This is a genomic window from Pseudoalteromonas byunsanensis (assembly GCF_001854475.1).
Taxonomy (GTDB): Bacteria; Pseudomonadota; Gammaproteobacteria; order Enterobacterales; family Alteromonadaceae; genus Pseudoalteromonas; species Pseudoalteromonas byunsanensis.
Window position 1 is genome coordinate 101,434 of record NZ_MNAN01000028.1, and the last position, 22,050, is coordinate 123,483.

A 22,050-nucleotide genomic window follows, 5' to 3' on the forward strand; every position below is an offset into this window, starting at 1 on the left:
GATGTAATGAAGCAAGATTCACTTGAAAAGCAAATTGAAGCGCTAGATCAGCGTTTATCTGAAACAGTAGAACATCAGCAACGTGAGGCTATGTTCGCAGAAGAAGCGAATGTCAGGTTTGAGAAGAATGTTAAATGTTTCGAAAAATACTATCCAGATATCGCTAAAGCAGTTAACGCATATCAAGTAAGAGAAGACTTTTGCCTGCACGTTACTAAAAGTGGTCATGGCAACTTTATTCCTACTGGCGAGTCATCACTGTTATACAGCCAAGATCCGATAGCTCAAACCAAAGAGCAAATAAAGGCTCAAACAGAGTCTCCGGTTTTTAGCTTGACCGACTATACTAATTATCCCCAAAAAGAAGACGGGCGTATACATACAAGGTATATGACCAAGCTCACCCAGTTTATGGGGCAGGTTAAGGGTGAAGCAAATAAAACACTGGCTACATTGCCGGATACTTTTCCAACTGCGATCATTTTTGGTCTGGGGCTTGGATATCATGTCCCTCTTTTAATGGCAAACACTCAATTTGACTATGTTTTTTTGATTGAACCAGATTTTGAACAGTTTTTTGCAAGCTTGTTTTGCACGAACTGGTATGAAGTTATTACAGACATAGACGAGCAGGGTGGATGTTTATTCTTTCACTTAGGCGCAGATCACCAATCTTTTATAAAAGATGTAGAAAAGATAGGTGAAGATATTGGCGCATTCTCATTAGTACGCAGCTTTTGTTATCAACACACACCTGGAGCCGAAGTTAATACCCTGATCAAAAGGTGGTGTGCAGATTATTTTAGGTTCCAGTTTGGTCACGGTTTTTATAATGATGCCATAACGGGCCTCGCCCACAGTATTCATCACGTGAGAAATAAAGCTGCAATATTGGTTAATGAAACAAAAAAAATAGATTACGATACGCCAATTTTCGTAATTGGTAATGGTCCATCACTAGATGAAGCAGAAGAGTTTATCAAAAACAATTGTGACAAGGCGCTTATTGTCTCGGCTGGTACTTCTATTGCTTCATTGTACAAAAAAGGAATTCAGGCCGACTTCCACGTGCTGGTAGAAAGACCGTTTCAAAACTATCAAATCTTTGGTGAAATACTACCTGAAAGTGAGTATAAAAAGGTCAATTTGCTGGGCCTGAATATGCTGTACCCAGATACAAACTTCCGTTATAAGTGGGCTGGTGTTGCTGTAAAAGGGAATGAGGCAGGAACCAGTTTGATGGATCTTATGTCACTAAAGTTGCTCAGCAAAACCTTGCCAAAAATACCTTATTGTAACCCTGTGGTAGCAAATACTGCATTGTCATATTTCTTGTTTATGGGCTATCGCAATATTTATCTATTTGGAGTGGATAATGGTAAGGCGGAGCATGGCAATCACCATAGTAAAGACAGTATATACAAGGTTTGTAATGATGATGATTCACAAGGTTATAAAGCGACTGTGATCCAAGGCAAAAAGTTGCCGGGTAACTTTGGTGGGGAAGTGGTTTCCAATGACTTGTATATGGTTGCCCATACACAGCTTGAAAAGTTGGTTAGTCATTATAACGTGTCTACAGTGATGAACGTCGGCAGCGGCGCAAAAATTACTAATACCATATCAACACATGCTGAAGATTTGCTTGATTTACCGGCACCACTGGACAAAAATCGAGTAATAGAAAGTATTAAAGAAAGTTTTTTTCAGCAGTTGCCGGTTGATGATATTGATGAGCAGTATAAGGCAATTGAGAAATTTAATGCGCTGTGTGACAACATCATATCAATAGCTAGAGAAGAAGTGACGAGCCGACAGCAGGCTGCCAGTAATTTAAAGCGGCAGCAACGTTATGTGTACGCATATAGAGATACAGCGCTTGGCCACTTGTTTCATCTCATTAAGGGGTCGCTACTGTACTATCATTGTCCTTTGTTGACCTTATTGTATAGTTATGAGGATGAGCAGCTTACTTTAGAGAAGTTTGCCACTTTGAATCAGTTGTGGATTGACTATGTTACTGATATTAAAAATGACTATGCAGTTAATGTCGAGACTAAATGTGACTGGGTGATTGCGTAGAAGCGATATCCAGAATACTGTATTCCTGACTTGGTGCACTGAGCAAGCTCAGCTTTAATGATGTTATCTTAAGCTGAATTTTCGAGCACCAAAGTGTAAAGTTTAAGTTAGTTTTGTGCCAGTAACTGAGCCTTCTCATAGTTTTCAGGTGTGCCTATATCTAGGTACGCCTCATTGGTGCGCCATCCCAACATTGAACCGATCATACTAGGCACAATGTCTGAACTAAGATCATAAAACATATTTTTGGGTATTGTTTTAAAATACTTTGAATAGACAGCAGGTGAAAATATAAATAGTGCGCCACTAGCTAAATTCCCAGGTGGATTAGCAACTTTCTCATGAAACTCGCACACCATATTATGATTATCGAGTTGAACAATACCACAGCTACTAGGTTTGTCTGTGGCAAATAAAAGCAGTGTTACATCCGCTTGAGTCGGCCGGTTCTCATGCGCTTGCAACATGTCAGACAGATCGCTTTGGCAATAGTTATCTGCATGTATCACAAAACAGGTATCATGCCGCCAAAAATCACTATTTTTAACTAAAGTACCACCAGTTCCCAACAGTTCTGGTTCATAAACAAGCGAGATTCTTGACTTATATGGGTGCCCAGAAATGTACTGTTCAACTTGTTCGCAAAAATAGTGTGTATTTATCAGGATTTCAGTCACACCTAAGTTGATTAGTTTGTCTATCCATAGTCCCAGCAAGGTCTGTCCATTGATAGGCACTAAGCATTTTGGGATATTATCTGTGAGTGGGCGCAGGCGAGTACCCAGCCCCGCGGCAAGTAAAATAGCTTTCATGTTATGTAAAAGATTCCTTAGCTGCTCGTCTTAGCAATTCGACGGATAATGGGGTGTTACCTGTTGTACTTACCTGACAAGCTGATGCTAGGCTACCTAAATAATATGCAAGCCAAGGGGAAGCGCCTGAAGCTAGCGACAAAGCACTGGCGGCTAAAAAGCAGTCACCGGCTCCAGCTGGGTCTACAGCAAGTTTGTTTATTGCTGGAAGGCGGTCATTTTCCCAGTTTTTGAAATCATCGCTCGGTTTGTGAATTAAAATACCTTCCTCTGCTAGGGTAATAACGAGGTTCCTAGGTTTCGATTTTTCGGTCAGTTTCTGTGCTAGTATGACTAATCCGTCATCTGGGTTATTCAAAGCTACACGCACTTCTTTTTCTGTAGGAGTGATTAAATCCATACCTATATATCTTGATATATCACCAACTTGAGATGAAGTCTGACTATCTGCAACCAACTTAATCCCTCTTTTTTTGCATATGGTAGCGACGCGCTCGACGAGGGAGTTTGGTAATAAGCCGTAATTGAAGTCTGAAAAAACCACTAAATCAGCTTCGTCTACAAGTTTCTCAAGCTGAGCGATAATGGTGTTTTGTAGCTCCTTGGAAATTTTGTGTTGGCGAACTTGATTAACTCTTAATAAGGTTTTGCTACCAGCCCGATACCTTGTTTTTAATGATGTTGGACGGCTTTCATCACGATAGAAGTAAGGAGTAACATCGTAATCGTGTATTTTTGATTCGGCATAGAGCGCTGATTTGTCATTTCCTAGAACCGAAATCAAACTAACGCTTTTTGCTCCAATGGCTTTTATATGGCCAGCAGTAATGGCCGCACCACCCAAAAACGTATCTGTTCGGCTTGGTGTCATTACAATGGTAGGATCTTCTTGAGACAGTCCCACAGCTGTTCCTTGCACATATTCATCGACTATTACCTCTCCGATTACCACGGCAGTAATCTTTTTTACGCTTTCAAGGCATTCAGACACTGACTCCATGGTGATATCATGTCTTTGTGCATAGTCTCTTGATTCAGAATAATCAAAGCTACTTTTGACTCTCTCAGAGCGTGTTATAAATTGTTCTGCATTGGCTTCAAATTCACCAGAACCAAAAAATAGCTTGCCGCCGTACTCGTTAAGTGCTTCTAGTTCTGGGTTGTATTTCTCTTCAAACTCTTTGCCCTTTACGACGGCATAAGGCTTCAGCTCACTAACCAGTTGACTGGGAGTTTGTGTTGTTAAAAAGGCTTCATCAACGCATTCAAGTGATTTTACAAGTTCAAGGCGGTGTTTTTCTTTGACCCTGCTTTTAACCGACATGGTACTGTCGGTATTAACCGCAACGATGAGTCGATCTCCACACTCTTTAGCGAACTTTAGCAATCTAATATGGCCTGGATGAAGTACGTCAAAATTACCTTGAACTAAGACCTTATGCATTTCTGTTACCTTTATTTTGGATTACAAGCTAATACAAAAAGGTAATGACACATTGGTGTGTAACCTGTATGCAAGACTTCATCATTCATGCCGAATAGAAAAACATTGTGAAAATGTTGTTCAAATGTCTCTTGTAATCTCTCACCAGAGTATAGGTTGACATGCTGTTCATTTAGCGTTGCATATTTTTCTGCAGTGATGTTGGGAGTACCAATGATAACTGCACCATTGTCTGCTAGGTTTCGCTTTACTGATTCTATGAAAAGGTGTTCATTTTCAGGGTAGATATGCTCAATCACATCAAGCGAGAAAACCATATCATGTTTACCATAATCAGCTGTGAGTATATCGCTTTGTATAAACTCTACTTTTTCGTCAGCTAAGTGCTCTTTAGCCCAGTTTATTGCTCTGTGATCGAAGTCGACCGCATGGATTTTCGAGGCTCTCTCTTTTAGTAGCTGTGTCCCAAAGCCATCAGAACAACCAAGCTCAATGACGCTGGAGTTTTTCTTCAACATTTTTAAAACGAATTTATATCGAGCTAACGAAAACACCAAATGCTTTGGATCTGTATTTGCGTATACCGAGAAATAGGGGCCAAGAGAAAAGGAGTCACCTTTTTCTACGCCCGGAGTGGTGTCAAACCATAGCTTTTTTTCTTTACTCATTATTTTGTTCCCGTTAGGTATTGGTCATAGTTAGTATCTTGATACCAAGACGCGTAGTCATCCTCAGCTAAAAATGGCCCCTCTGCGATTTCATGCAAAACCAGTGGCGTCTCAATAGGGATGGGCAATATATAATAATCACAAGACAAACGCACAAAGCGCGTTTCTTTAAGGCTCATGTCGATGGTTTTTACTAGATTTCCAATATTGTCAAAAAGTACTAAACGTAGTTTTCCACAAATAATAGCATAAGTGCGTTTGGTACCTTTTCTGCGGTGAGGCTGAAGCTTACTGTGCGCTGCCATAGAGATAAGCATTTCTTGTATCAGATCGCTTTGCGATTGATGCAAGCAAATACGATATCGACCATTGCTTGCTGCTTGCGCTTGTTTACAAAGGTGTTCCAAATCAGCGTCTGTAACTGAAAATATATCAGCATTATTAAATATTGCGTTACTCATAGTGCTTCACAGAATTGTTCTATTAAGTTACAGATTCGTTCTCTTTGCTCTGGTGTAAGCTTTTCACTTACAGGTATTGCCAATTTAGTTGCAACAAGCTCTCTGGCCAATACCAGGCCTTCATGATTGGCATGCTGATAAGCAGGTTGGTCACAGATCAGTATATTGTCGCGTATTCTAGCCTCTACTCCTGCATTTTCTAAAAACTGATACAGATCATCTCGCTTGGGGTGACCAATGAGGTATAAAAAATGCGCATGTTCGCTGTAAGTTGGGCATGTTGGAGTTTCAACAAGCCCCTTTAAGCGCTGGTTATAAAACTCAGCGTTTTCCCTTCGAATAGCAATTTTATGCTCAAAGCTTTTTATTTTCTCTAGTAAAATAGCAGCTTGCAATGTGTCCATACGACCGTTTATTCCAGCTTCATAGCAATGAGACTTATTGACCATGCCATTGTAGCGCGCGACCACGAGTTTCTCAGCCAACTCATCGCAATCCGTTAATATCACGCCAGCTTCTCCACAGGCTGCAAGAGATTTCATGGGGTTTAAGCTTATACATGATGCGATGCCAAAGCTTCCTACTTTTTGCCCCTTATAGTTGGCCCCAAATGCTTGGGAACCATCTTCGATTAGCAGTAGATTATGTTTAGAAGCAATTTCTTTTAACTTATCATATTCACATGGCAGCCCGGCATAATCCACGGCCAATATCGCTTTTGTTTTACTGGTGATGGCGGCTTCGATGTGCTCTGGTGAAATATTCAAATCTGACTGAATATCGACAAAAACAGGTTCGGCACCAAGAAGAGCAAATGAGTTTACAGAAGCTATCCAAGACAGAGGTGTCGTGATGATTTCGTCTCCCGCTCCAATGCCTAAGCATTTAAAAGTTAAATAGAGCGCATCTGTTCCTGAACCAACACAAATAGCGTGTTTTCTGTCAGCATATTTAGCTACTTGGCTTTCAAACTGGTCGTGTTCTGGGCCTAAAATGAAGATACCGTGATCAAACACACGCTCGACGGCTTCTAATAGCGATTGTTTTTCTGCCTGAGTTATAGACAGGTCCAAAAATGGAATTTTATTCTGAGACATGATTGGCCTCGTTCGATGATAAATAGTGCTTCTCGTGCAGCGTGAGGAAGTGCTCAAAAGCTTGATCAATTGCCTCAAAAGAGTCATTTTCCCACACTAAGTGTTGGAGTTCATTTTGCCTAAACCAGTACTGCTCGCCAATTGGAATACCGAGTTTTTTAAATAAACTCGGAGATATTGCAGGGTTCTTCTCATTGGTCCATATGAAATTGATATACCTACAATCTTTAATGAAGTTAAGTACCAGCGTGGGGCCATTATTAACGCTGAAGTTTACAAATGCAGTTTGATAAAATGCTACACGAAGCGCAAAATCAAGACTTGCAGCGGGCATATAATGAACATCTAAATCTGCAAACTCTTCGGGTTCTTTGTCAAAACTATGGTATGTATCTCTTATCACTACAATTAGGTATTCCTGATTATTTAGTGTTGCAAGAAATTTAGCCCATTCCTTAAGGTTTGAGTTCCTTTCTGGGGAGTATGCGTACTCCCTTAAAGTGAGTGTGATGAGCTTTCTACCTTTAAGGAGTCGCTGAACAAAGTTATTGACTAAAACTGTTGCATTGCTTGGAGCTGAAAATGAGCAAAAATCGTGATTAGTAACACGTGTTCTTGGTAAGTCAGATGTGGCGAGGGTTTTATCTCGATACTCTAACGTATAGTCAGCGGGGAAAAGGTGCTTATTTTTTGTTAAAGGTTGTGCATCTTCGCGCAGCGGAAGCACTGAGATACCTGCACATGATGGAATGCATTCAAAGTTACCACGGAGTATTTTGTCAATTCTCCATTGGTAATCCACACTGCTAAAATAAGTAGCTGAGCCCAAATGTCCACCTTGCTCACTGCGGCTGGGCACAACCACAAAATGGATATGGTCTAATCCAAGTGATTTTCTTTTTAGCTCGGCCAAAACGCAAAATACAGTGACGTCGTAACATGGAAGGTTAAAAGATAAATCATAAAACGCATATAGTGTATTGTTTTTACTCACGCTTGAGAGCGAAATATCAGTAAGTGGTACAGGAATTTTCTTATGATAATCAAAAAAATATAACTGCTCTAATGTGAACCCATTGTTGATTAAGTTAGCGCTTATCTCTGCCACAAATTCTGAGCAAATAACAACTCTGTCTATCTCATTTCGGTTCATTTTGACCAATTGTTCTAGACTTAATGAAGGCTCTCCTTGATAGCTCTCACCACCTTTGGTACAGGCAAAAATATTTGAACCTTTATTAAACCGAGAGTTTAAAAACAGGGTCGTCGTTTCGTTTATGCCGTAAATTACTGTATACATCATAATTCCAAAGATGATTGCGTTTTAAGGTTGCTTCAATGCAAAGTACTTTATTTCATCGTGCAACTCCAAGACTTCTTGCAGTTCTTCAATATTGCTGACTATTTCGCCTATATCTTTTGTTGGCAGTTTTTTTGTAACAGGCTTTTTAGTTACGCTCATTGCATCCTCTTGGCTACAATTACTGCCAATAAATTGAGTTAGAGCGTAAAATTGTGCCTCAATGTCGCTGTAATCTAAACTATAGAAGTTGCTTACCCTGCAACGTAGCTTCTCAACAGCTAAGTCGTTTTTTAACAAATTACGCATCAGCCTTCTACAGTGCCCGTGGTCAATCGTCCTTGGAGAATTATCGGATTCAGACTTATCGTCCTGAGAGTTAGACTTAAGAGTTTTTAAAAGAATAGAAGCTTCCTCAACTGCAACATCGTCATTAAGAATATTGATTGGCTTGCCTCGCATGATAGAAGAAAATACTTCTACATAACTTCTGGTTAAGTGAATAACTTTGATCTCGGGATCGATTGTCTCTAAGAGTTCTAATAACTCTTCATCGGTGTGATATCGCGGATCAAATACCAACTTAGAACCAACAATGGGGGCGGTTGAAGATATGCTCTCTAGTGCTTTTTTACAACTAAAGTCTTTACTATCAACTCTAATATGCAGAGGATGAGGATCGTATGGTGGTTTCCATTTAAACTCATACTCGACCTTTACATCACTAAGCTGGCCTAGCATGGTTTCAAGCCAAGTGGAGCCAGATCGTCCATTACTGATAATTAAAAATTTATTTTGTTTCATATTGATCGAACTCCTAGGCTTCCAAAGTCACAGATACTTTGTATTTGACACCGTCAATAATTACTTCTGGTTTTGATGTGTCATTGAAATCGTGAGATAGGGCCCAGTTAATTGTGTCTTGAATAGACATAACTTCTTGGCCCTCTTTTACTCTGTCTTGGTTTGTTTGTTTTCTGGTGTGATAGACTGCATCGCCCGTTTGCGCAATGGGTTTGATGGCACCTGATTCTATATCGGTCCAATTCTCCTTGAATAAATTCAAACAAGCATCAAGCAAGGCTTCATGTAGTTGTGCGCCTTTAGTTGGGAACTGGTAGTGGACCTTTTTTTGGCAATATACATCCCCGTCATCGATGCCTTGCGCAACAGTTATGATAGACACGCCTGCTTCAGTTTTGTCTCTGAGTGTCCAGGCCGCACAATCATTCCCTTTATTTAAAGGTACTAAAGAGGGGTGAATATTGAGGCTGTTTTCGAAGCTGTCTATCAATTCTGGCTCTAACTTTATTGAGCTCCAAATGGTGAGTAACCATTGCTTGTCAATTTCTTGGTTTTTCGCAAGCTCTGTTTGTAATCCTGAGTAATATATTTGATAGGGGACTTGAAACGTTTGGCACAGCGAAATGATGCCCACCTCTTGATCGTTAGGTACAACAACAAGCTCTGGCTTGGTAGCATCTTGTATCAAAAAACTAAGTACTTCTTTTCCGAGCCACCCGGACATAAACGCTAGCACTATAATAACTCCTGACTAAATGGGGGAACTAATGATGTTAGACCAAAGTTGTGTTCAAGCTTTTGGCTGATTTGCTTTGCTTGTTCAATTGGAAACGGCAGTATTACTGGAATATCTTTGTTTGCTTGAGCAGGCGGCATTACAGCTACACCTTCAATTAATTGATTTAGAGAACTGGTATCTTCATCTAAGTAGCCAACAATGTTTAAACCATAATTAGCAGCCAACCACCGTGCCACGTAGGTTGTGCCAAGAATATATAGAGGCATCGAACTATTGGCGTACTGCTTTAACTGAAAATCAATTTTTTTCAGTAGACGAATATTTTCCTCCAGAGCGTGTTCACATTGCTTAGGCTTGAACTTTTTAGGTTCTGCTTTTTTACAAATTAAGGTCATTTCCTTTGGCAACGTCGTGGTATCTAAATGCATTACTTCAAAGCCATAACCTGCCAGCAAATTCGTTAAGCCATTCGGCGTAAAGTTGTAATATTGTTCGTATATTATTGGCAGGAAGTAGTTACTCTCCAAATTGTTGGTCTGTAAATACAACACGCCGTTTGAAGCGAGTTTATTATATAAGCTAGCCAATAATTCGGGTAAATCTGCTATGTGCTCAAGTACATGAGTAACAACTATAATATCAAAATTTTCAGCTAATTTAGAAATTGGTGAGGTGGTAAAATGAGTATTCTCAGAGATTGACTCAACTTTACTTTTAAAGCGGTCGCTGACATCAACACCGTATAAGTGCCAAAAAGGGAAGCCATCATGGAAGTTTTGTAAGAACGAGCCATAGTGACAGCCAATATCTAGTAACTTACCGGTACTCTTTATGTCGATATTCTCTTTTAATTTTAGGTAGTTATATTTTGACTTAGTAATCCCGCCTGCATGCACATTAAACAACACCTTGGTTTCTTGGCTGGTACCCACACTGTGCAGCGTATATCTATTATAGATACTATCGATAACATGACTACTTGCCTCGCAGCCAAGATGAGATTTACTCAGGGTTTGACAGTCATTGCACCAGTACGCATTAATTGGCATATCTACGTGTTGTCCATCGGATGCAACTGAGGTTTGCGTTGTCAGGTAAAGCTTAGTATTTAGCGACTGACATAGTGGGCATTTGAACTGTTCCATTTGTTCAACCTTCGCTGCATTTTATAATGGATCTGATGGCGCTGCCTTGGTGGAGATCCTCTAACGCATTGTTGACGTTATCAAGTGAATACTCATTTGTGATTAGCACATCTAAGTCCAGAAGCCCTTTATGGTATGCGTCTACAAACTTGGGTATATCTCTATCTGGCATTGATGCTCCACCCCAGCTTCCTCTAATCATTTTTCCTCGGTGAAATGCATGAGGCTCGAGCTTGATGGTGTCTCCTTCTGGAGGGTGAGAAGCAAAAATGCATAATCCACCTTGGTCGCGGACACTGTTAAACGCAAGTTCGATAGATTGTGTTTTACCACCAGCCTCGATGCTATAGTCAACACCGCCTTTGGTTAATGTTACGATTGATTCTACTACATCAGTATTTTGTGCATTTAGAGTATGTGTTGCACCGAGTTGTTTAGCTAACTCAAGTTTTTGTGGGTTGATGTCAACAGCTATAAGTGTAGTTGGTTCATACAGTTTTGCCGCCAGCAGGGCGCTCATACCAACTCCACCAAGTCCAAATACAGCGATGGTTTTGTTTTTCTCTGGTTGTAACTCGTTAAATACTAAGCCCAGTCCGGTTGGCAGCGCACAGCCTAGCAGCACAGCCAGTTTGTCAGGAAACCCATTCGGTACTTTGACGAGCCTGTTTTCCGCTACGATGGTTTGCTCAGATAATGTGGTAGCACTGCCGGAGTTAATCGTATAATTTTCGTGGAGATATTTTCCACCCGGAGCATCTAGTCCTTCACCTTTTATCCATCCAATCACAACTTTATCGCCGATAGCGACTTTGCTTACACCTTCTCCAATTTGCTCAACTATTCCAACGCCCTCATGGCCAAGAAGGTGGGGAAGGTATTTATCTTCGCCTCTACCGCCAGATACTTCCATAAGCTGAGAGTGGCAAACACCACTATATAAAATTTTTACCTGAACCTGCCCACGAGTCAGTGGTGGCATTTCGATGCCTTCTAAGATCTGTAATGGTTCTCCGGTTTTGAATAAAACAGCGGCTTTCATTAGTTTTCCTTGTGACTAATCTTTTTAAAGTAGAAATAATTACTCATCGAAAGGTGAGCCTCTAAATCAGGGACATCTGGGAATGCATACTTTATAAGTTCATAATCGGTAGATACCAGCTCAAAGCCGAAGCTACTCACTAGTTGAATGAACTCATTCATGGACCACGCATTTTGATGGTTAAATTGAAAATCTGTTTCTGTTGCAATAATTTTTTGTGTCAGTATTTTTGAGATCTCTTGAATCGAATCACGGCTTAGGATTGTTTTAAATTCGTCGCTGGATAATTTCGCTGGACCGTAGTAACCCTGTCTGGGCGTAGACTGGTGTTGATATAAATGGCCGAAATCAGCGTTCCAATAGCTGGTAATGACATTTGCAGCTAGTGTGAGTGCACACTTAGGGTCTACATTGTTTTGTTGCCAGTTGCTAAGCATTTCTGAAGTCAGAGGGAACTGTTCAAAGTAGTCTAAATCTCCTTTGAGGCCTGCCTCTCTAGCGGTGTCAAAATCAGGGAGTTTGATGAGCAAATCGCCATCGTTAAGTAGTATTCGCCAGCTTTCTTCAAGTAGGTTATCTAATGTCTGGTTGTCTATGTGTTCAAAAAAGTGAGAAGAGTATACTAAGCTACAAGACTCATTGCGATTGGGTAATATGGTGTTTGGAGAAAATGTAATATGCTCGATGTTTGCGCCTTCACGCTCATCGTAGCAAATCCAGTTTTCGCCATTGAAGTTAGCTCCACCACCTAGATTTACTTTGTTCGCTCCACAGCGTTTCCAGGGTTTATAGGGATATTGTGAAGCGTGTCCTTTGACAAGGATATCCGTATTTTTGTATTGGCATGGCGCTATTGTGATTTCGCATACGATTCTGTTTAATTTGTCTGTTGATAAGCCACGATGTAATAAGCGGCTATTTTGAAACAACAGCCAAGTTCCTGACGCACCTGTTACCGTCAGTTCAGTGCCATCTTGTAGTTGCAAAAAAGTTGAGCCATGGTCATTGCTAGGCGGTGTTAAATATAGCAATATTTTTTTTACAGCCTCAGGCATGGCATCCAGATGCAATTTGTTAGACCCGCGTTGTGAATTTTTAACTTTAGCTAATTGGGTAATTCTAGTATTAACAATCCGCCAGTTGCTGCCCATTTGTATCGCTATTTCATCATAATGAGTTTGTACAAACTGACTAACACAGTGTTTTGCTTGGTCAGTTACTTCGAGGCGGGCCAGATCTAAATTGTCTTCACCAGTGAGGTAATTTGAGAAATAGTCAAAATCTTGTTTGCTCGACTCGATGTCTCTTGGAATAACATCCAATCGCTGACAAAGCTCTAGAAACTCGTTGGCACGAGACTCACTATATTGACCGATGTAATAGCCATGATCACTCAGCTGAGAAGTTGACCAGTTATGCTTATTTCGGTACGCAGATTCAGCATGGCTTTGATACTCTTGCCAAGCCAATTCGGAGATATACAACCGATTGGTGACGTTTTCACTATAAGGCATCAAAGGAATAAGTTTGGATTTAAAAGCAGGGTTATGCGCAGTAAGCGCGCGCTTAATGTCACTGTAAAAGGAAATGGATGAAACCACCACAGGGTGCTCTACGCTTACTAAATCATAGGCACTTAATGTATCCACCGGCTTATTTTTCGCTTCGTTATCCAAGACAGCGATAGGGGCTCTAAGTTTTTGTTCTTTAATAAAACATAATATTTCTTGAGCACCGCCACCTGAGCCATATAAGTAATAATCTAGGTTATCTAGATTCCGCTCTTGATAAACAGACTTAAAACGAGTGGTAATTTCAGACATGTTATTCCTTATATTTTCCAGTGCTGTGCACTTAGTATATCGTCAAGTACGTTTAGCTTTTCAGGTATAGCTTGCATGTACTGTTTGCATTTATTCAGTTGCATTGTGGTTTTTGACAGCTGATTGTTACTGCTTTTTGAGTCAAAGCAATATTCATGCCTAGCAAAAGCTCTGCGTTGTGCTATTTGTGGGTCAAAAGCATTAAGCATAATGAGACACCACTTTAGTTGCGTAAGCTCGAAGCATGCCAAAAATTCTGCTTTATGATTGTCAAAGCTGGGGGAAACGTTTAACTTAGATACGCTACTAAATGTATTAGTATCGACAGGAACTTTTGGTTGACTGAAAAAATCACACACCAGTTTCCAGTAACTGTCTAGTCCGGCATATTCAAAATCAAAAAATGCTAGCTTGCCATCAGCGTCAATTAACGCGTTATGAAATCCAAAGTCTGATGGAGAAAGGTGCTGACACTCAAGTGCTAATGTCCATTGCAGCGTTTGTTCGCTAATCTGTTTAGCGCGTTGTTCAATTTGAGCTAGCAAGGTTTTAACTTCTACATCCTCAATCGTATCTATCTGAGAAAAGCGTTGTAATCTGTTAAACACAATCTTTAGGAAGTCGGCAACTTCCTCGGTAGCGTCTGAAGCTTTTGGTATCGCCAAATCATATGTTGCAGTATTAATCCTGTTTATAAAGTCAAATGCGTCTTCAACTAGGGTTGGGCTGCTTCTACGTATAGGTTGACCAGGAAGCAAGCTGTATAGTGCAACGAGATTCTGCTCGCAGTAGGCTATCGGCGTTGCCACATCTTTTATACCTTGCTTATGCAGGAGTTGAGTAAATTGGAATTCATTGACAAGTTTTTTGTGCGAGTTCTGTGTATGTTCACAGAAGCATTTTAAAAAGTAATTTCCTGTGTCTGATAAAATCTTAAAACATTGGTTATTTGCACCATCAATCACTTTTTCAATCCGGTAATTTGGACCAACATGCTGCTGAATAAATGGTTCTACAATGCTCAAATACACAGCTGAATGTTCTCCCAGTGAGGATGATGCTCTAAGCACTTGTCTTCAGAGGAAATATCTACATTGAACAGTACTTTTCTAGTTTCAGGGGGGAAGTTGGGAGCTAGCAAGATAGACTCCAAATCATCAATAAAGACGTCACATTGCTGAGCGGTAATACAAGCGATTTTTTCTGCTTTAGTTTCGTTGAAAAAAATATTACTTCGCTCAAATGGAGAGTCAGGGTGGTCGATGAATGCGTTATTTCTTAGCCATTCAGTAGCTGCACTATGAAAGTCTACCTTGTCCCCGATAATTGGATAGCGGGTCTTGTGTGATATTAATTTTAACAAGTGGCCCTGTGCCTTGAATGTTTTTAGCACCTCAAGGCAGCTTTCGTAAGGCTTTGCTTGATGAATTTCTTTGCCGTAAACGATCCCCTGAAGCTCAGTCCACTGTGGTTCAATACCTTGCTCAATGAAATAGGACTTTACATCACTCTTGCTGGTACCAATGTTTGTAGGCAACCAACCTAGCGCAACGGCAACACTGTGAAAAACACCTGTGTAATTGGCTATTGTATTATCAAAATCAACACCGATTATCACATGACACCTCTTTGCTTTAGTTTATCGCTGAGAGTCTCAATATTAAGTCCTGCTTTGTCTCGAGCATCAGGTGTGTTGTGAACTTGATCGATAAAAAAGTCGGGTATACCAAAGCGGTGTACTTTCACGCTTAAGTCGTTATCAGAAACATACTCCAGTACGGCGCTACCAAAGCCACCATTGACATTGTGTTCTTCAAGCGTAACGAGGTGAACAAATCGGTTCGCAGCGTCTTCCAGATAAGCTTTATCTAACGGCTTTACAGTGTGAAAACTCACCAGTTCAGCGTCGATGTTAAACGCCTTTAAATGTGCACATAATTGCTGAGCTAAAGGCATAATCGTACCTGTAGACAAAATAGCAACTTTATGTCCATGCTTCATGATATGTGCTTTGCCAAATACTAATTTAGGCGGTGACGCATGTACACTGGGCTCGTTTTTTTTCCCGATCCTAAAGTAACAGGGCTGATTCAGTTCAATGAGCTGAGGCATTAGAAGCTCTAGCTCTTGAGCATCAGCGGGGCATACAACATTCATGTTAGGTAATGCACGCATGAGGGCAATATCTTCAAATGAGTGATGGGTTGGCCCCAAGTTGGCGTATGATAGCCCAGAACCTGTGCCCACGATGATCACTGGCTGATTTTGATAAGCAATATCAATTTTGATTTGTTCAAAGTTACGGGCGGTGGTAAAGGGTGTGATAGTGTAGATAAAAGGTTTGTGCCCCATCATCGCGCTACCAGCAGCCATAGACGCCATATTCGCTTCAGCGATGCCCGCATTGATAGTTCTTGATTCGGCAAACTCTTTTAACGGGTTGAAAAGTCGATTACCAATATCGGCATAAAACAGAACTAGTTTATCATTGCTCTTAGCCAGTTCGGTTAGCACTTGTGCAAATGCATTTCTCATGATACACCCAGCTCCTCTTTTGCTAATAAAACTTCATCAGCAGTTGGAATGCGATAATGCCAGTTGTTGTCGTTTTCCATAAACGAAACCCCTTTGCCTTTTACCGTGTCAGCAACAATACAGATGGGCTTGTTAATGTTATCTGTATTAGAGAGTGCGCTTTGCAACGCATTGATATCATGACCATCAAGGCGAATAGTATGCCACCCAAACGCGCGCCATTTATCTTCAAGAGGCTCAAGGTGCATAATATTGCAACTCTCTCCGGTACCTTGAAGTTTATTAAAATCAACGATGGCAACGAGGTTACTGAGCTTTTTACCTGCGGCAAACATGGCTGCTTCCCACACGGTTCCTTCATTAATTTCACCATCGCCCATTAGTACAAAAAAGCGGTTAGTCTTATTTTGTAACTGACTGCTTAGTGCCATACCTGTGGCTAATGACAAAGCATGGCCCAAGGAACCAGAGGCAGTTTCTACTCCTGGCGGAGCATGTATACCTGGGTGTTCTTCAAATTGGCTACCGGTTTGTCCATGTTGATAGAGGTCTTCAACTGGGAAATAGCCCCGATAGGCGAGGACGGTATACAATGCACTCGCAGCATGACCTTTGCCGAGCAAGAAGTAATCTCTTTCTGGCAGCTCAGGGGTTTTAGGCTCAATGTTCATTACGCCAAAATATAGCGCTGTGAGAATATCAGTACATGACAAACAGCTCCCCAAATGTGGCGTTTTGGTTTTACTAGAAACGTCACACAAGGTGTGTCTGATTTGTGCCGCAATGGATTCTAATTTCATACAACGCCTATGGAATAAACCAGTAAAAATCGCCAGTGTAGCCATTATCCGCAAAAAACTGCTTCCAATCGTCCACATGCATAATGGTTTTTGCTGTTAGTGCCCACTCAAGCATACGCTCTTTTTCTTCATCATTACGATAAGCATCAACAGTAATAAATGATTTGCCTCGGCTTACACGTTCGATCTCTCGCAACGCCATAGCACACTCTTGCTCGTCCAAGTTATGAATAGTATTGATAGACATCACAACATCAAAGCTGTTGTCTTCAAATGGAAGAGCTTTTGCGTTACCAAGTGACAGTAAGTCTTTAACTTCTTCTTTTGCGTTATCTAATGCGTATTGAGAAACATCCAGTCCGTGTAGTTTGATACCTGGAATATGCTGTTGTAAATCATAAAGCATAAACCCCTTTGCGCACCCCACATCAAGCAAAGAACTATCGCTTGTGAGGCCAAAATATGCTTTTAAATCAGGTACTACAGGTTGCCAAAAGCGTGGCATATAACTAAAGCCGCCGTACCCATAAGTGCGATCACCGTCGAAAAAGTCTTTTCCATACTGGCGGGCTATTTCACGGTCGGCTTCAGTGATCACTTTGGCACGGCCTTTAGTGTCACGCTTAGACTTTGGATAATTTCTTAATAAGTCGATTTCGTTTCCTAACATAGATTTCTCAAGCCTTATGTATGTATTCGTTTGGCTGCGTTGCTAGCACGTCTAAATTATTTCTCACCCAATTGATGGTGCGCTCTATACCGCTTTCTAATGTAATCTTGTCACTCCAGTTGAGCTCGCTACGTACTTTTTGGCTATCTAACAGATAAGCTGCGTCTTTGCCTAATCTGTCTTGAGTGACTTCACATACCTGTTCAAAAGGCACGTTCAACATGTCACATATCATTTCGACTAGAGCGCGAACAGTGATCATTCGCTCTGTAGAAATATGATAGATATCGCCTTGCTGACCTTGCTCACCGATCAGCTGTGTTGCACAAGAAACATCGTCAATGTGAATGAATGAGCGGGTTGAGTGACCACCACCATGTAATGGCAACACTTTTCCTAGCAGGGCAAATAAAATGGTTCTGGGGATAATGCGATATAATTGTTGGCCCTCACCATATACATTGGCTGCTCTAGTAAAGACAACAGGAAAATCATAGACATCATAGAAGGTGTGCAAACTCATATCTGCCGCTGCACGTGACACTGCGTAAGGAGTACTTGGTTGATAGTTTCTATGTTCAGGAACGAGTCCTTCACAACTACCGTACACCTCAGGTGTTGAAATATGAATATATTTGTCAAGACCATCAAGTTGGCGTAACTCGTTGTGCAGTTTAATTGTCGAAACCGCATTGGTCATAAACCAATGCTCAGGATACTGCCAACTTTGGCCTACCATACTTTGTGCTGCAAAGTTGTATACTTGCTTGATATTATTTTTCTTGATTAAAGCAATGATCTCATCCAAATGATGGTTTAGATCGAGCTGGTGAAATTCAGGTTGATTGGGTTGCCAGCGGTAAGGAAGCAATGCATCAATGGGTTCTTGTGAGCGGCTTATGGCCATTACACTGTGTTCTTGTTTGAGCAGGTGTGCACAAAATGATGCACCAGAAAAAGAATTACTGCCCAGTACTAAAATAGGGGAGTTAGCCATGTTTTAATTCCTGATATAAGGCTTTCATAAGAATGTGTCCGACCACGACCTGAGTATCTTCTGATATTTGCATATCTTGAATGTCAAAGTGGAAGACTTGTTCAAGCATTGGTTTGGCTTTACCGCCATCAAAACCCAGAATACCGACTGTAGACATGCCTGAGGACTTCGCCTGCTCTATGGCTTGGAGGATATTGCCAGAGTTACCGCTGCCTGATAGGACGAGCAACACATCATTGTGGTTGGCTTTGACTTTAAGCTGGTGGGCGAAAATATTATCGTAACCGATGTCATTACCTAAACAGGTTAAAACCGAGCTGTTTGCAGCCAGCGCTTCAACTTTAAGGGCATCACCTTGTGGGTTGATCCCAAAGGTAAAATCATTCGCTAGATGAATTGCATTTGCAGCTGAACCACCATTGCCACAAAGGTACAAAGTGCCACCGCGCTTTTTCATTAACAATAATGTATCGACAAACGCTCTTATCTTATTACCATCCAGTTGCGTTAGCACCTTGCTCAGGGTTGCGACATATTCCTGTGTTAAAGTGACTACAGGGTCTTTAGATGGTAAGGCGGTAACGGCACTTTGTTGTTTAGTCATAATACTTCTCGCTGCATCCACTTAAGGTTGTAGTAACGATCTTCATCCGTTAGCTTACCTTGTTGATAGGCTTGTATTATTTCGTCAATTGCAGTGGCCACTGATTTATTAGGCTTGAAACCAGTCGCAAGCAGTTTATCGGAGTTAATACGGTAACAACGGGGATCATTCGAAGGGGTCACTTCAATCTCACAATCAATCTTTTGCTGTACCATTTTAGCAATATCCATGATCGAGATATTCTCAAAGCCAGCATTAAATACGCCAGATGTTTTCTCTGGGTTTTCCAACATGTAGATGTAGAGGTCGGTGATATCATCAATATGAATATTCGGACGTACTTGCGCACCGCCGAAAACGGTGATTTTACCATTTTTCAGTGCTTGCATTGTCAACATATTGACGGATACATCTAGGCGCATTCTAGGTGATAAGCCACAAACTGTTGCTGGCCTTACAATTTGTACCGCCATGTCATCGGCATAGCTCAATAGTACGCGTTCTGCGACCATTTTGGTCTTATTGTATTCAGAAATGGGCTCAAGGCTAAGATCTTCCGTCACTTGTTCTTCATCTTTGACACCATATACACTGCCAGATGAGGCATAGATAAACTGTTTTATCCCGTGACGTTTAGCCTTGTCGGCCAGTTGCATCGTAGCCAGCGCGCTGACTTCCCAAGTTAGTTTGGGGTCTAAATCTCCACATGGGTCATTCGCAATTGAAGCAAGATGAATGATGCTATCGATATTTTCAAGATCGATATCATTGGTAAAACGCACATCAGACTTAATCACCGTTAAGTTCTCGTGCTGAGGCAAAAAGTTACCAAACCATTGTGTATCAATAGCTACAACCTGATACCCCTTAGCAAGAAGTTTGGGCACTAGAACGGTGCCTTTGTAGCCTGTGGCGCCAGTAACTAGAATCTTTTTATTCATTATCATTTCTCGATCTAAAATAGGTTCTACGAATTGTAAATAAACAAAGTGTGTGCCAGTTTTACACGTTTTTCTGTTCTACATGTTTATTTATATCGGTAAGTTCGGGGAATTTCTTTAGAGTTTTAATTAACTCTGAATAGGAAAAGTCAGTTTTATTGCCGAATTTTCCATAAATTTGCTTAATTGCAGTGTAATCATCCTGTTCATCAAGCGTTAGTCGAAGGTGGCTGAGATCTTCCAGAGCGCTAAATATATATGAGCTAACTTCATTGAACTTTGTCATCCCTAAGGTAACGTGCTCTCTATCTGCTGGTAGCGTTGCTTTTTGATGGGTGTTGCTAAGTAGATTAAAACTGAATGCGCAGCAATCTAAGCCACGGGGATAGCCACTGTGTGGTCCAAGGCTGACTATATCGTAGTCGCCACAAAGGTGCTTGTTAATGACCCGCAAACACAGTGCCTCATCAATGAGCGGACAATCACTGGTTAGTCTTACGATGGTGGTTTTCTCGTTCGCACCAAATTGTTTGGCCGCGTAATAGTAGCGCCCAAGAACATCATCGGTTTCTCCACGAAAATACTTTATATTCAGGTTTTTACAAAGTTCGATTATAGGAGACTCACTACCATCATTGGTGGTTGCGATAATAATATTGTCGTGTAAATTTGGTAGTCGTTCTAACATTGTTTGTAAGACAGATGAATTACACAACGGCAACATGACTTTGCCCGGTAACCTGGTTGATGTCATGCGTGCTTGAATTATTATTTGAACGTTTTTCACAATTTGCCTTGGATCGTCCCTATATCAATAGTTTAATAGTACAATAGCCTAAGTTGAATGGCAAAGTGCACGCCCTATAGTCCTGATATAGTGAATAAAACTCGGCTTGAAACTTGCTTAGAACTCTACTCTACAGATTTATTAGATGACTCGGAGGTTTTCTTGGAGCTTAAAAATAACGCGTTCTATATCTATGGTGGCAGCCACTTTGGTAAAGCGTTGGTTGAATATTTTAGTGAAATCAACATTTTACCTGCAGCGGTGCTAGATAGAGCCCCGAAATTTGAGCATTATTTAGGAGTTCCGGTACTTCCTTTTGAGCAAGGCAATTTTGATCATAAGCTACCTGTTTTGGTATCTATATTGGGATTTGATGGCGTAGAACAAGCTATTGAAAAAGCAGGGTTTGAACAGATAATCCCAACCCTTGAAGTGTTTAAGTTGTTTCCACAGGCACTGAAAATTCTGAATCAATGTGGGGTGCTATGGATGCAGCCACCTCTAGACAAACAGGTTGATGAACGTAGCTGTGATGCGTTACAAAGCTTATGGTCAGACTCTAGTTCATTGAATTTGTTTAATAAAATAATCAATTATAGAAAGTCTCCATCGCAATCTAGTTACCCTCTGCCAGAAGGCTACGAAATGTACTTCCCGACTGACATTCCGTCGCTTTATGCATACGAGCGATTACGAGTATTAGATGTTGGAATTTTTGATGGTGACACATTTGCAGGGTTCTATGAACGCTATGGCACATGTATAGAAAAATACTCTGGCGTGGAAGTGAGCACTAAAAACATAGCAAAGCTGCAAACTAGATTAAAAAATATGGGCTTGAGTGAATCATTCATAGAGGTTGAACGCCTAGCAGTTGGATTGCCTGAAGGTAGCGCTTTGAAAGTTATTGAAAATGACTCAGCATCAACAGTGGAGCTAATTGATAGTAATGCTATTGCATCGTGCGATAGTGCGGTGGTTGTACAAGCTGGAGATTTAGGGAGATTGTTGGTAAAAACGCAATGCAATATTTTAAAAATGGATATCGAAGGTGCGGATTATGATGCCCTAATTCAAGCAAAAACTTATATTAGTAATCATACACCTACGCTGGCTCTATCGTTGTATCATAGGCCGCAGGATTTATGGGCTATTCCATTATTAATTGAAAGCTTTGCACCCAATAAATATAACTATTATTTAAGACAAGAAGGGCATTGGCTTCTAGAGACTCAACTCTATGCCGTACCTAAAGCTATGGTGGTTTAGGTCGATAATAGAGGGAGCTTGGCGGCGGAT

The 22,050-nt window shown here is 40.9% G+C and carries 22 protein-coding genes; 2 read left to right on the plus strand and 20 right to left on the minus strand.

Annotated features, from left to right (window positions below; all coding sequences use genetic code 11):
* Positions 1-6 precede the first annotated feature (6 nt).
* Positions 7-2,082, plus strand: coding sequence for a motility associated factor glycosyltransferase family protein (locus tag BIW53_RS08075; RefSeq protein WP_070991350.1), 2,076 nt, complete (start codon positions 7-9; stop codon positions 2,080-2,082).
* 107 nt (positions 2,083-2,189) lie between these two features.
* Here the strand turns inward: BIW53_RS08075 and BIW53_RS08080 are convergent, their stop codons facing one another.
* The 20 genes from BIW53_RS08080 to BIW53_RS08175 form a co-directional block, all read right to left on the minus strand.
* Positions 2,190-2,894 (minus strand): nucleotidyltransferase family protein, encoded by a 705-nt coding sequence (locus BIW53_RS08080; protein ID WP_070991351.1) that lies wholly within the window; start codon positions 2,892-2,894, stop codon positions 2,190-2,192.
* 1 nt (position 2,895) lies between these two features.
* Positions 2,896-4,338 (minus strand): PfkB family carbohydrate kinase, encoded by a 1,443-nt coding sequence (locus BIW53_RS08085; protein WP_070991352.1) that lies wholly within the window; start codon positions 4,336-4,338, stop codon positions 2,896-2,898.
* 11 nt (positions 4,339-4,349) lie between these two features.
* A complete protein-coding gene (locus tag BIW53_RS08090) occupies positions 4,350-5,006 on the minus strand; it encodes a class I SAM-dependent methyltransferase (protein ID WP_070991353.1) in 657 nt (218 codons plus the stop codon).
* Positions 5,006-5,467, minus strand: coding sequence for a WbuC family cupin fold metalloprotein (locus BIW53_RS08095; protein ID WP_070991354.1), 462 nt, complete (start codon positions 5,465-5,467; stop codon positions 5,006-5,008). The genes BIW53_RS08090 and BIW53_RS08095 overlap by 1 nt, the downstream gene beginning before the upstream one ends.
* Complete coding sequence (locus BIW53_RS08100; RefSeq protein WP_070991355.1) at positions 5,464-6,564, minus strand: DegT/DnrJ/EryC1/StrS family aminotransferase; 1,101 nt, start codon at positions 6,562-6,564, stop codon at positions 5,464-5,466. The genes BIW53_RS08095 and BIW53_RS08100 overlap by 4 nt, the downstream gene beginning before the upstream one ends.
* On the minus strand, positions 6,551-7,867 hold the full coding sequence (locus BIW53_RS08105) for a hypothetical protein (protein WP_139158804.1): 1,317 nt from the start codon (positions 7,865-7,867) through the stop codon (positions 6,551-6,553). Before BIW53_RS08105 ends, BIW53_RS08100 begins: the two co-directional genes overlap by 14 nt.
* 21 nt (positions 7,868-7,888) lie before the next feature.
* Positions 7,889-8,668: a hypothetical protein gene (locus BIW53_RS08110; RefSeq protein WP_070991357.1), complete on the minus strand. Its 780-nt coding sequence runs from the start codon at positions 8,666-8,668 to the stop codon at positions 7,889-7,891.
* 13 nt (positions 8,669-8,681) lie between these two features.
* The gene (locus BIW53_RS08115) at positions 8,682-9,404 is read right to left on the minus strand and encodes a formyltransferase family protein (protein WP_070991358.1); all 723 of its coding nucleotides are present in this window, start codon (positions 9,402-9,404) and stop codon (positions 8,682-8,684) included.
* Entirely contained in the window at positions 9,404-10,552 is a 1,149-nt protein-coding gene (locus BIW53_RS08120) for a class I SAM-dependent methyltransferase (RefSeq protein ID WP_070991359.1), read from the minus strand. The genes BIW53_RS08115 and BIW53_RS08120 overlap by 1 nt, the downstream gene beginning before the upstream one ends.
* 4 nt (positions 10,553-10,556) lie before the next feature.
* Positions 10,557-11,594 carry a zinc-binding dehydrogenase gene (locus BIW53_RS08125; protein ID WP_070991360.1) on the minus strand — a complete coding sequence of 346 codons (1,038 nt, stop codon included), beginning with the start codon at positions 11,592-11,594 and terminating at the stop codon, positions 10,557-10,559.
* Positions 11,594-13,417, minus strand: a complete 1,824-nt coding sequence (locus BIW53_RS08130; protein ID WP_070991361.1) for a class I SAM-dependent methyltransferase — start codon at positions 13,415-13,417, stop codon at positions 11,594-11,596. The genes BIW53_RS08125 and BIW53_RS08130 overlap by 1 nt, the downstream gene beginning before the upstream one ends.
* Positions 13,418-13,425: 8 nt before the next feature.
* Entirely contained in the window at positions 13,426-14,442 is a 1,017-nt protein-coding gene (locus BIW53_RS08135) for a phosphotransferase (protein WP_175442106.1), read from the minus strand.
* Positions 14,439-15,035 (minus strand): hypothetical protein, encoded by a 597-nt coding sequence (locus tag BIW53_RS08140; protein WP_070991362.1) that lies wholly within the window; start codon positions 15,033-15,035, stop codon positions 14,439-14,441. Before BIW53_RS08140 ends, BIW53_RS08135 begins: the two co-directional genes overlap by 4 nt.
* Complete coding sequence (locus BIW53_RS08145; RefSeq protein ID WP_070991363.1) at positions 15,032-15,952, minus strand: transketolase family protein; 921 nt, start codon at positions 15,950-15,952, stop codon at positions 15,032-15,034. The genes BIW53_RS08140 and BIW53_RS08145 overlap by 4 nt, the downstream gene beginning before the upstream one ends.
* Positions 15,949-16,752 (minus strand): transketolase, encoded by an 804-nt coding sequence (locus BIW53_RS08150; protein WP_070991364.1) that lies wholly within the window; start codon positions 16,750-16,752, stop codon positions 15,949-15,951. The genes BIW53_RS08145 and BIW53_RS08150 overlap by 4 nt, the downstream gene beginning before the upstream one ends.
* 7 nt (positions 16,753-16,759) lie before the next feature.
* Positions 16,760-17,422: a class I SAM-dependent methyltransferase gene (locus BIW53_RS08155; RefSeq protein WP_070991365.1), complete on the minus strand. Its 663-nt coding sequence runs from the start codon at positions 17,420-17,422 to the stop codon at positions 16,760-16,762.
* A 7-nt stretch (positions 17,423-17,429) separates the two neighbouring features.
* The gene (locus tag BIW53_RS08160; protein WP_070991366.1) at positions 17,430-18,419 is read right to left on the minus strand and encodes a GDP-mannose 4,6-dehydratase; all 990 of its coding nucleotides are present in this window, start codon (positions 18,417-18,419) and stop codon (positions 17,430-17,432) included.
* Positions 18,412-19,023, minus strand: coding sequence for an SIS domain-containing protein (locus BIW53_RS08165; RefSeq protein ID WP_070991367.1), 612 nt, complete (start codon positions 19,021-19,023; stop codon positions 18,412-18,414). The genes BIW53_RS08160 and BIW53_RS08165 overlap by 8 nt, the downstream gene beginning before the upstream one ends.
* Entirely contained in the window at positions 19,020-19,964 is a 945-nt protein-coding gene (locus tag BIW53_RS08170) for an NAD-dependent epimerase/dehydratase family protein (RefSeq protein ID WP_070991609.1), read from the minus strand. Before BIW53_RS08170 ends, BIW53_RS08165 begins: the two co-directional genes overlap by 4 nt.
* A gap of 61 nt (positions 19,965-20,025) precedes the next feature.
* Positions 20,026-20,751, minus strand: a complete 726-nt coding sequence (locus BIW53_RS08175) for a cytidylyltransferase domain-containing protein (protein WP_139158805.1) — start codon at positions 20,749-20,751, stop codon at positions 20,026-20,028.
* A gap of 57 nt (positions 20,752-20,808) precedes the next feature.
* Between BIW53_RS08175 and BIW53_RS08180 the strand changes: the two genes are divergently transcribed.
* Entirely contained in the window at positions 20,809-22,020 is a 1,212-nt protein-coding gene (locus BIW53_RS08180; RefSeq protein ID WP_245699386.1) for an FkbM family methyltransferase, read from the plus strand.
* Positions 22,021-22,050: the final 30 nt, after the last annotated feature.

What these genes read in the sequence shown, in the direction of transcription:
- BIW53_RS08160 (WP_070991366.1), bottom strand. Translation starts at nt 18,419, where the DNA reads ATGGCTAACTCCCCTATTTTAGTACTGGGCAGTAATTCTTTTTCTGGT.
- BIW53_RS08180 (WP_245699386.1), top strand. Translation starts at nt 20,809, where the DNA reads ATGGCAAAGTGCACGCCCTATAGTCCTGATATAGTGAATAAAACTCGG.
- BIW53_RS08125 (WP_070991360.1), bottom strand. Translation starts at nt 11,594, where the DNA reads ATGAAAGCCGCTGTTTTATTCAAAACCGGAGAACCATTACAGATCTTA.
- BIW53_RS08130 (WP_070991361.1), bottom strand. Translation starts at nt 13,417, where the DNA reads ATGTCTGAAATTACCACTCGTTTTAAGTCTGTTTATCAAGAGCGGAAT.
- BIW53_RS08105 (WP_139158804.1), bottom strand. Translation starts at nt 7,867, where the DNA reads ATGATGTATACAGTAATTTACGGCATAAACGAAACGACGACCCTGTTT.
- BIW53_RS08165 (WP_070991367.1), bottom strand. Translation starts at nt 19,023, where the DNA reads ATGACTAAACAACAAAGTGCCGTTACCGCCTTACCATCTAAAGACCCT.
- BIW53_RS08145 (WP_070991363.1), bottom strand. Translation starts at nt 15,952, where the DNA reads ATGAGAAATGCATTTGCACAAGTGCTAACCGAACTGGCTAAGAGCAAT.
- BIW53_RS08075 (WP_070991350.1), top strand. Translation starts at nt 7, where the DNA reads ATGAAGCAAGATTCACTTGAAAAGCAAATTGAAGCGCTAGATCAGCGT.
- BIW53_RS08085 (WP_070991352.1), bottom strand. Translation starts at nt 4,338, where the DNA reads ATGCATAAGGTCTTAGTTCAAGGTAATTTTGACGTACTTCATCCAGGC.
- BIW53_RS08170 (WP_070991609.1), bottom strand. Translation starts at nt 19,964, where the DNA reads ATGAATAAAAAGATTCTAGTTACTGGCGCCACAGGCTACAAAGGCACC.
- BIW53_RS08080 (WP_070991351.1), bottom strand. Translation starts at nt 2,894, where the DNA reads ATGAAAGCTATTTTACTTGCCGCGGGGCTGGGTACTCGCCTGCGCCCA.
- BIW53_RS08090 (WP_070991353.1), bottom strand. Translation starts at nt 5,006, where the DNA reads ATGAGTAAAGAAAAAAAGCTATGGTTTGACACCACTCCGGGCGTAGAA.
- BIW53_RS08100 (WP_070991355.1), bottom strand. Translation starts at nt 6,564, where the DNA reads ATGTCTCAGAATAAAATTCCATTTTTGGACCTGTCTATAACTCAGGCA.
- BIW53_RS08120 (WP_070991359.1), bottom strand. Translation starts at nt 10,552, where the DNA reads ATGGAACAGTTCAAATGCCCACTATGTCAGTCGCTAAATACTAAGCTT.
- BIW53_RS08095 (WP_070991354.1), bottom strand. Translation starts at nt 5,467, where the DNA reads ATGAGTAACGCAATATTTAATAATGCTGATATATTTTCAGTTACAGAC.
- BIW53_RS08150 (WP_070991364.1), bottom strand. Translation starts at nt 16,752, where the DNA reads ATGAAATTAGAATCCATTGCGGCACAAATCAGACACACCTTGTGTGAC.
- BIW53_RS08155 (WP_070991365.1), bottom strand. Translation starts at nt 17,422, where the DNA reads ATGTTAGGAAACGAAATCGACTTATTAAGAAATTATCCAAAGTCTAAG.
- BIW53_RS08110 (WP_070991357.1), bottom strand. Translation starts at nt 8,668, where the DNA reads ATGAAACAAAATAAATTTTTAATTATCAGTAATGGACGATCTGGCTCC.